Source organism: Metabacillus halosaccharovorans (genome assembly GCF_002019635.1).
Classification (GTDB): domain Bacteria; phylum Bacillota; class Bacilli; order Bacillales; family Bacillaceae; genus Metabacillus; species Metabacillus halosaccharovorans.
This window is the reverse complement of the sequence record NZ_MTIR01000008.1, coordinates 1-9221: the sequence shown is the minus strand read 5'-3', so window position 1 is coordinate 9221 and position 9221 is coordinate 1. Positions and strand designations below refer to the sequence as shown.

Genomic DNA, 9221 nt, shown 5'->3' with positions numbered 1-9221 from the left:
TGTCCTCCTGTATGGTGATGAGTTTCGATTGGGAAGTTGATACTCAAGCATCTTACAAGAGGACTTTTTATTTTGCAAGAACCCTTTAGGATTATAAACAGGAATGCTCCTCGGCTTCGCCTGTGGGGTCTTAGCCTTTCCTCACTTCCCGCAGGAGTCGAGTGTCTTCCGCTCCATTCCACTATCTGCAAAAATCTTTATGAAGATGTCTTTAGAATAAAAGTTCTACTTGTTGATAAAACTAAAATCCCTTTATTAAAGTTCTAATTATCTATTACTATTTTACTTTACTTTTTAAGCAAATTCCATTTTTCCCGCTTGCCAACTTTTGTCTTAGGGACACCAAACCATTTGGTGTTTCATATTATGACAGGAGGGGGTGGTTTGGGTGAGAAGCCGGTTAGTTAGTTTGTATTTTTGGCTTGCTGCTGTTTGTGTTGCAAGTAATATTTATTTTCTTATTCCTATGTATTCTAACCTGGCTGAAGGGCTGTCCTCTACATATGAAGAAGCTGTTTTTTCCAGCACCGTCTTTACCTTTTGTTATGCCATGGGCCTTTTAAGCTTCGGTCCTGTTTCGAGAGCTTTTTCTAAAAGATATGTTCTATGTTTTGGTATGTTTGCTTCTTTTCTTTTAACATATAGCCTTACAACGGTTTTAGCTTTACAAAGCTTTTATATTTTAAGAGGAATTCAAGGAATTGTGTTAGGAAGTTTTGCTCCGGTTGCCTATGCTTACTGCTTTGATACTTTTCCTGTAAAGCGGAGAACATTTGTGATCGCAGTCATTAATACAGGCTTTTTAATGGCAGGAATCATTGGGCAGCTAATTAGCTCAACCCTTGTTCACGTGTATAATTGGCAAGCTGTTTTCTACTTTTTCAGCCTGTCATATTTGATTCTATCCATTTTGGCTATTTATCTTCTTCCAAAAGTAAATTGGAACAAACCCGCTCATCCGACTCCCTCTTCCACATCTAAAAATAAACTTTTTCAAGCACCTGTTATTATTGGACTTTGCATGACCTTTATAACACTCATGTCCTTCGTCTCTTTTTACGAAGAGCTTGCCCAATATTATGCAGGACAGGAAAAGGAGCTATTTTTCAGCAGAAGTATTGCATTAATTGGTACGCCGCTTTCTTTATTTAGTGGACACTGGTTTAGAAAAACTACACCTCAAAAAATCATGCTAACTTGCTTAATGTTTATGATTCTTTCTTTTTCATTTATGTTGCTTGTTAAACAATTGGTCATCATAACAGCTATATCCATCATATTTGTTTCTGCGATTGCTGTTTTTATTCCATCTTTAATTACGTTTATAGGAGAAGCTGCTGCAGAAAGGAGAACAACTGCTATTTCTCTTTATTCATTTATCCTATTAACCGGAGCAAGTATTGGTCCGATTGTATCAAACTTGTTATCTTTTCAATCAATGCTGGTTACATTTATTACGTTGTTTGGCTTTAGCTTCCTGGTGCTTATTTTCCTCAAGCCGCAAATAAAGGGCTAACTATCCTTAGCCCTATACAATCTATCTTTCTATAAAAAGTGCTACACCAATTCCACCGCCGACACATAAGGAGGCGAGACCTTTTTGGGAATCACGGCGCTGCATTTCATGTAAAAGACTTACAACAATTCTTGAACCCGTACAACCAATAGGATGTCCCAAACTAATGCCGCTTCCATTTACATTTACTTTCTCTCTGTTTAGATTTAATTGCTTTTCAACAGCAAGATATTGAGCGGCAAATGCTTCATTAATCTCGATCACATCAAGATCATCTACAGACCAATTTAGTGCTTTTAATCCTTTTTGGATCGCAGGAACAGGACCTATACCCATCATTTTTGGATCAACTCCTACTACCGTGTAGTGAGAGATTGTCCCCAAGATGGTCAAGTTTCTTTTTTCCGCTTCCTCTCGCGTCATTAATACAAGTGCTGCTGCTCCATCATTTAATGTAGAAGCATTTCCAGCTGTAACCGAACCATTTTCTCTGAAAATAGCAGGTAATGAAGCAAGCTTTTCTAATGAAACCTGTCTCGGCCCTTCATCCTGAGATATTGTTGCTTCTCCCTTCCTGGATTTCACCTTTATTGGGACTAGCTCATCCTTAAACTTCCCACTCTCGATTGCTGACAATGCTCGGTTTTGACTTGATAATGCAAGCTCATCCTGCTCCTTGCGTGTGATATTATAGGCTTCAGCCACATTTTCAGCCGTCTCCCCCATCATAATATGATGAATTGGATCTTCTAATATTTCCCACACACTATCTGTCACTTGACTGTGCTGAAGTCGCGAGCCCCAGCGATGCTGTTTTAATAAATAAGGGCTTGAACTCATCACTTCTACCCCGCCGGCGATGACAATATTTGATTGACCAGTTTGGATTTGCATAGCAGCAGACAGAATAGCCTGAAGACCTGATGCACATTGCCTTTGAATGGTAAATCCTGTTGTTGTATCTGGAAATTCGGCTAATAGGGCAGATGTGCGTGCTGTATTGGGCTCATCAGTCCGTTGAATACAGTGCCCTAATATCACCTCATCTACCTCATGTTTCTCCAGTTTACTTCTTTTTACCACCTCTTCTAACACCGGAACAGCTAATTGGGTCGGCAACAGCCCTTTGAAAGCGCCACCAAAAGTCCCGATAGGCGTTCTAACCGCAGCCGTAATCACTACCTCGCACATGTTTCCATCCCCTTTTTTTACAATTATACCGTGAGCAGGTGCTCATAGTTTTATTATATGATAAGTTGCTAGAAATATGGAAAGTTCTAACTTATTTCTAATGCCAATCAATCTTTTACTTTCTATATAGTACAAAAAAATGCTAACTCACAAAAGTTCTTCAATGAGTCAGCATTATTTTTTATCATGTACAGTTCCAATAATATCATCAATATTAACAAGACCGAAATGACGACTGTCCCGACTTTGGATCCGGTTATCTCCAATGACAAATATATAACCTTCCGGAATCCGGGTTTTATTCGTAATTTCCTCCAGTGTAAAGCTTCCAGTCTTTTTCATGATGTCTATTTGATCATCTGAAGAAGTTAAAAATGGTTCATTGACGGCGTTACCGTTCACATATAACTGATCATCCTCATAGTGTATTTCATCACCTGGTAATCCGATAATCCTTTTAATATATATTTCCTCACTATTTGGTGGATGAAATAATATGACATCAAATCTTTTTAATGATGAAAAAATAAAACCTAATTTATTAATCGATAGCAATCGGCCTTCTTCATACGTTGGTTGCATGGATACACCTTCAACTTTGTACTCTACGAAGACCAGGTTTTTTATAAAAATAGCCGTTAAACAAATCCCTACTGCAGTAAAAGCAATTCCTCGTTTTTTCATACAACCTCCTAGAGATTAGCTACCTCTTTTTCTTGTTGTCATTGTTGTATTTAAACGCTTTTCCACCTGCTTGCCTACAAGCCATAATAAGAAAATGACCACTCCTGCAATGGCTGCTCTTGTTGGTTGAGTAATAAGAGCCCGCAGATCCTGACCAATAAAACTCACCATAAAAATCATAACAAGTTTGCCTGCTAAAACTGCCAGAATAAATTGCCAATAACTTATTCGTGAAAGTCCTGCAACAACATTAATTGCAGCAGAAGGAGTAAAAGGAAAACACAAGATAAGAAAAAGTGGACTAAAGCCTCTGCGTTCAATCCAAGTTAAAAGTCTCCTCATTCCTTTTTTTTCCTTAATCCTTTGGATCCATTTCCACTTGCCAAGCTTTCTCATGATAATAAATACAATAATTGCACCTGAACAAGCACCTATCCAAGACAATAAGAATCCCATCCAAAGTCCAAATGAATTAACATTTGCAACAATAAAAACGACAAGTGGCAAAAATGGGAAAAATGCTTCTAACAAAGGCAATAATATCGCAAAAAATGGACCAAATGAACGATATGTTTCAAAAACTTCCATTAATTGTTCTAAAGTAAAAATATCCTGCAGTGTCTCCAATATCATCCAAAACTCCTCAAAATATCCTTTGTCTCTATTGTACACACTTATATTAAAACTTAAAAGAAAGAACATAATCTTAAGTCACATACTTGCGTACATATACATCATCATTTATAATAAAAACAGAACACCTGCTCTATCCTTTGTAGGAGGTCTTTTTTATGACAAGAATTCCAAATGACATCAGAGACATGATTGAACAGTCTATTTACTTACCGATGGCTGTTTCCATCTTCAACAGAGATTTAGCTGTCATTGAACAAAGTCCTTTTAAATTACATCGACCATACTTAACCATTGTTGAAGAATCGTTAAAACTGGCACAAAAAGATTTATCAGAAATAAAACGTGAGCTTTATAAACGTAACATTAAAGTTCACCAAGTTGAACGCGATGAAGCATTTACTCTCTATTCTTTTATTTATAACGGCTATGAAGAGAAACACAATTATTTTAATCCCAGAATCAGAAACAAAGTTTCTGAAATAATGGAGGAATACTTATTTAAACCAAAGAAATAACGTAACTTGCAAATGAAGATAGCTCATGTCTCTCAAACCGGGATGTATACCCAATCTTATTAGGTGAGCTATCATCATCATGGTAAAAGTTAAGTTGCTTCAGAATGTAGGTAATCCCTTCCACTTTTCATATTTATATTCCAAGTTTGATTGTTTTATCAGAAACGATTCATTTTTCTAATGATTTGTTCATAGAAAGCATTAATCTCCTTTTCGTCTTTCGGTAAAAGCATCATATTTATTTTTCGTTGCTCCTGTTCAATTCGGGAAGAAATAACCGCTCTTAATTGAGCAGTTCGGAACAGCTGATTTTCAAATGAACCGACAGACATAGGAACTGTAATTTGTTTTCCATTTGTAAAAGTAATTTCTGTATCATGTTCTTTTGTCGCTTTGTACTCTTTCACAAAACTATGAGCGATCCATGCACAATTGGCTTTAGTTGAGGCGGCTGTAGGAAAAAAATAGATCGAATTTGCTGGATCAATCACAACAGGCGGCTTATGTGTAATATTAGCTATATCTTTGGACCCAGTTTTTCTTCCGCTATAACTGCTGCCAAAATAACGACAACTTTGATCAATGACTTCCATTGGTCGTTTTTCAACAAAGATCTCCTGCTCATATTCCAATATTTCTGAACAAAACTTATTTTCCCCAGGTAAAATTGCCATTGTAAAACGATTAATAAAATAATCAGCTACTCTTTCTTTTGTTAAATCCTTCGCCATTTTTTACACCTCTTTTAATATTTTTTAGGTAATATATCCCATAAATTCAATCTATCATGTCTTTTTTTAGATATCTACACATTTACAAAAACTCCACAAAAAAATGACTTCTTTTACATTCCTGTAAAGAAGTCATTCTTTTTCATGTATATCAGCCGATCCATCATTTGTTTCAATTTGAAGCTCATTACGATTCATTTCTATGCCAAAAACCGGATTTAAAGGAGTTGGGGACAATTCCTTCTCTCTTTCTTTTTTCATGACATCACATCCTTAAAAATAGCATCTCCCTTTGTAAGGTTTTCATACATAGATCAAAATATTCCTGTTAAATATTTTAAAAATTTTAACAATTTGGTTGATTTTCCAGTTTAAATTCCATACAATATAAAAAAGGCATCAGGGGTGATATTTCATGAAAAATAAAAAGTCATCGTACACTGAAATCATGAAGTCCCGTAACACGAAAAACGTTCCATCCGAGCAACCTGTATTAGACATGTATATTCAAATGATTTTGGATGAAGCGCTGTTTAACAGGAAGAAAGCATTGCTAGAAGAACGTATCAATGATGCACTTGACACAAAGAACAAAACAGAATTTATGAAACTCTCAAAAGAATACAGAGGAATGCGTAAGTTAGGATAAAGATCGCCGAAAGGTGATCTTTATTTTTGGCTCCTAAACATACCAGAAAGGCCCAGCAAAAGATGCTGGGCCTCAGACAGTTTTATGCATCCATAAACTGCTCTGCTTCAGTTGATCCCTTTAAAGCAGTCGTTGAAGATGTACCACCGGTAATGGTTTGTGCAACTTCATCAAAATAACTTGTTCCAACTTCACGTTGATGTCTTGTCGCTGTATAACCATAAACCTCACTGGCAAATTCATTTTGCTGCAGCTCTGAATAAGCAGCCATTCCGCGGGTTTTATATCCACGTGCAAGTTCGAACATACTGTGATTCAGAGCGTGGAATCCGGCGAGAGTGACGAATTGGAACTTGTATCCCATCATAGAAATTTCCTTTTGAAAATTTGCGATGGTTTGGTCATCCAGCTTTTTCTTCCAATTAAACGATGGTGAGCAATTATAGGCTAGTAATTTACCAGGATATTTTTTATGAATCGCATCAGCAAATTGCTTTGCCTGTTCAAGATTCGGTTCGGATGTTTCACACCAAATTAAGTCAGCATAAGGTGCATAAGATAACCCTCTGCTTATCGCTTGGTCAATTCCTGGCCGGGTACGATAAAATCCTTCGACAGTACGCTCTCCTGTAATAAATTCATGATCAGCTGAATCCACATCACTCGTAATTAAGTCTGCTGCATCTGCATCGGTTCGAGCAATAATAATCGTCGGAACTCCCATTACATCTGCTGCTAACCGGGCTGAGATTAAATTTTTCACAGCTGTTTGAGTTGGAAGTAAAACCTTGCCTCCTAAATGGCCGCATTTCTTTTCTGATGATAATTGATCCTCAAAGTGAACACCTGCCGCCCCGGCTTCAATCATGGCTTTCATTAGTTCAAATACGTTTAACTGACCTCCAAAACCTGCTTCAGCATCTGCCACTATGGGAGCAAACCAATCAATATTACCTTCACCTTCAAGATGCTGAATTTGATCTGCGCGTTGAAGGGCTTGATTAATTCGTTTAACAACATGCGGCACACTGTTTGCCGGGTATAAACTTTGATCCGGATACATATTTCCAGAAAGATTTGCGTCAGCTGCAACCTGCCAGCCGCTTAAATAAATTGCCTTTAACCCTGCTTTTACTTGTTGTACAGCTTGATTTCCAGTTAAAGCTCCTAACGCATGAATATAGCCTTCTTCATGAAGATACTTCCATAGCTTTTGGGCTCCACGTCTTGCCAGTGTGTGTTCAACCTCAATAGAACCTCTTAAACGAATGACTTCTTTTGCACCATATGGCCGAGTGATTCCTTCCCATCTTTTATCACATTTCCAGCTTTCTTGTAATGCTTCAATCCTTGTTTGACCGTCCATTTCAAATCCCCCATTCAATTTTTTAGTCCCCTTTATCCCACTTAAATCATTTCATAACTTGGTATCGTTAAGAAATCTATAAAATGGTCTTCTTTTACGAGCTGATCGAAAATAGTGGTGGCTTCTTCAAACTTGCCTTTTTGATAGGAAATTTCACCAATTCTTTCTCTTATATTTTGAACCTCTTCTTCTCTTAATTTCTCATATAACCCAATTGTAAGTTTTCTACCATCTTCTAAAATTCCTTTTGGATGGCGAATCCATTGCCACACTTGTGCCCTTGATATCTCTGCTGTTGCTGCATCTTCCATTAAATGATGAATGGGAGCTGCACCTCTACCACTAAGCCATGATGCAATATATTGAATGCCTACATTGATATTGATTCTGACTCCTTCCTCTGTAATAATTCCGTCTGGTACCTCCAGGAGATCATGTGCGGTTACCTGAACATCATCTCTTTTGTTATGAATTTGATTCGGTGTTTTCATATGCTCATTAAAAACATCCATAGCAACTTCAACTAGTGCCGGGTGAGCGACCCAGGTTCCGTCATGACCATCTGTTGCTTCTCTTTCTTTGTCTAATCTGACCTTCTCAAATGCACGGTCATTTGCTTCAGAATTGTTTTTCACTGGAATTTGTGCTGCCATACCGCCGATCGCATGAACATTACGCTTATGACATGTTTGAATTGCTAATAACGAATAAGACCTCATAAAATGAACGGTCATTGTCACTTGGACACGATCAGGCAGAATAACAGATTCACAGTTTCGCAGTTTTTTTAAATAACTAAAGATATAGTCCCAACGACCACAATTTAAGCCTGCTGAGTGTTCTTTTAACTCAAACAGAATTTCATCCATTTCAAAAGCTGCCATGATCGTCTCAATGAGAACCGTGGCTTTTATCGTTCCTCTTGGAATATTTAATTCATCTTGCGCAAAACAAAACACATCATTCCAAAGTCTTGCTTCTTGATGACTTTCTAATTTCGGTAAATAGAAATAGGGGCCGCTCTCTCTTTCTACAAGCTCTCCCGCATTATGAAAAAAGAACAAACCAAAGTCTACTAAACTTGCTGATACCCGATTCCCATCAATCTCGATATGTTTTTCATCAAGATGCCACCCTCTAGGTCGAACCTTTAGTGTTGCAATACTACCGTTCAATTGATAAGTTTTACCGCCTTCACTTGTATAAGAGATGGATCGAAGAACTGCATCTCTTAAATTAATCTGGCCGCGTATGATGTTTTCCCAACTTGGAGATGTTGCATCCTCAAAATCAGCCATATACACTTTCGCTCCGGAATTAAATGCATTGATCACCATTTTGCGATCAACTGGACCTGTAATTTCCACTCGCCTATCCTGAAGATCATCAGGTATGGGAGAAACAGTCCAACTTCCTTTTCTAATATGCTCCGTTTCCGGTAAAAATCCCGGTAGTTTGCCATTGTCAATTTCCCGTTGTCTTTCCACTCGCTGCTGTAGCAGTTCACGTCTACGACTTCCAAACGTCCTCTCAAGCTTCTCAATGAATCGTAGCGCCTCAGGTGTTAAAACTTGATGAAATTCAGCCTCCATGTTTCCAACAATTTTACAACCTGTCATCTTTGTAGCCATTTGTGTAACAACACCTCTCATATAATTGTTATAATACAGTTTGTTATTACTAAAACTAATATATAACAGTTAAGAAAAAATTGGAACATTTTTCTTTAAAAAAAGTTAAATTATTTAAAACCACTTCACTAGAATGTTCAGTTGACTAAAGAAAAAAGGCCTGTGCAGTAAACATGCACTGGACTAACCTAAATTAGTGAGACAATATAAAACACCTACGTAAATGTTACACTGTAAACAGGTACATTTATCGGAGGTGTTTTTGCGTGGGCAAAAATGTGTATACAAGTGAAATTAAATGG

General features: G+C 37.4%; 10 protein-coding genes. 3 read left to right on the top strand and 7 right to left on the bottom strand.

Annotated elements, in window-relative coordinates:
• Positions 1-388: 388 nt before the first annotated feature.
• Positions 389-1516 carry an MFS transporter gene (locus BK577_RS25665; RefSeq protein ID WP_169908512.1) on the top strand — a complete coding sequence of 376 codons (1128 nt, stop codon included), beginning with the start codon at positions 389-391 and terminating at the stop codon, positions 1514-1516.
• A gap of 21 nt (positions 1517-1537) precedes the next feature.
• On the opposite strand, the gene BK577_RS25660 is transcribed toward BK577_RS25665, so the two are convergent.
• The 3 genes from BK577_RS25660 to BK577_RS25650 form a co-directional block, all read right to left on the bottom strand.
• The gene (locus tag BK577_RS25660; RefSeq protein ID WP_078435657.1) at positions 1538-2707 is read right to left on the bottom strand and encodes an acetyl-CoA C-acetyltransferase; all 1170 of its coding nucleotides are present in this window, start codon (positions 2705-2707) and stop codon (positions 1538-1540) included.
• Between the two features lie 174 nt (positions 2708-2881).
• Positions 2882-3391, bottom strand: a complete 510-nt coding sequence (lepB, locus tag BK577_RS25655) for a signal peptidase I (RefSeq protein ID WP_078435656.1) — start codon at positions 3389-3391, stop codon at positions 2882-2884.
• A gap of 15 nt (positions 3392-3406) precedes the next feature.
• Complete coding sequence (locus BK577_RS25650; RefSeq protein WP_180321249.1) at positions 3407-4024, bottom strand: TVP38/TMEM64 family protein; 618 nt, start codon at positions 4022-4024, stop codon at positions 3407-3409.
• 158 nt (positions 4025-4182) lie between these two features.
• Here BK577_RS25650 and BK577_RS25645 point away from each other — a divergent pair, with 158 nt between their 5' ends.
• Positions 4183-4542 (top strand): YhjD family protein, encoded by a 360-nt coding sequence (locus tag BK577_RS25645; protein WP_078435655.1) that lies wholly within the window; start codon positions 4183-4185, stop codon positions 4540-4542.
• A 158-nt stretch (positions 4543-4700) separates the two neighbouring features.
• On the opposite strand, the gene BK577_RS25640 is transcribed toward BK577_RS25645, so the two are convergent.
• Both BK577_RS25640 and BK577_RS26715 read right to left on the bottom strand, forming a co-directional pair.
• Entirely contained in the window at positions 4701-5273 is a 573-nt protein-coding gene (locus BK577_RS25640; protein ID WP_078435654.1) for a competence protein ComK, read from the bottom strand.
• A gap of 132 nt (positions 5274-5405) precedes the next feature.
• A complete protein-coding gene (locus tag BK577_RS26715) occupies positions 5406-5534 on the bottom strand; it encodes a hypothetical protein (protein WP_281252655.1) in 129 nt (42 codons plus the stop codon).
• Between the two features lie 154 nt (positions 5535-5688).
• Here BK577_RS26715 and BK577_RS25635 point away from each other — a divergent pair, with 154 nt between their 5' ends.
• On the top strand, positions 5689-5922 hold the full coding sequence (locus tag BK577_RS25635; protein WP_078435653.1) for an IDEAL domain-containing protein: 234 nt from the start codon (positions 5689-5691) through the stop codon (positions 5920-5922).
• Positions 5923-6004: 82 nt separating this feature from the next.
• Here BK577_RS25635 and aceA read toward each other — a convergent pair whose 3' ends face one another.
• Positions 6005-7288: an isocitrate lyase gene (aceA, locus tag BK577_RS25630; protein WP_078435659.1), complete on the bottom strand. Its 1284-nt coding sequence runs from the start codon at positions 7286-7288 to the stop codon at positions 6005-6007.
• A gap of 41 nt (positions 7289-7329) precedes the next feature.
• The gene (aceB, locus tag BK577_RS25625; protein WP_078435652.1) at positions 7330-8919 is read right to left on the bottom strand and encodes a malate synthase A; all 1590 of its coding nucleotides are present in this window, start codon (positions 8917-8919) and stop codon (positions 7330-7332) included.
• Between the last annotated feature and the right edge of the window lie 302 nt (positions 8920-9221).